Raw genomic sequence first — 292 nt, forward strand, 5'->3', positions numbered from 1 at the left:
CATTATCAAGCGTTCACCAATTAAAACGCTATATATTTCGGGGGATAACGATAAGGCGGGTCATAAATTCGCTTCGCAAGCATTCGACAAATTACGGAGGTACGTCGATATACGAAAAATCGATAATCCGCAAGGGATTAAGGATACGAACGAGGCGCTGATGAAAGGGGAAAATATCCAAGATTTTCTTGATTCGTCGATAAATGTCGACAAATTATGCGTCAATATTACAAATATTACGATATTATTTATTTATATTGGGGTGTTTTTATACCCCGCGTCCGCAGGTGAC

At 39.0% G+C, this 292-nt stretch carries 1 protein-coding gene; it reads left to right on the plus strand.

The features are described from left to right. A partial coding sequence (locus tag PZE06_RS28595; RefSeq protein ID WP_275792483.1) for a toprim domain-containing protein occupies window positions 1-292 on the plus strand: 292 nt, incomplete at both ends.

The sequence above is a fragment of the Robertmurraya sp. DFI.2.37 genome (assembly GCF_029211245.1).
In the GTDB taxonomy this organism is placed as follows: domain Bacteria; phylum Bacillota; class Bacilli; order Bacillales; family Cytobacillaceae; genus Robertmurraya; species Robertmurraya methanolica_A.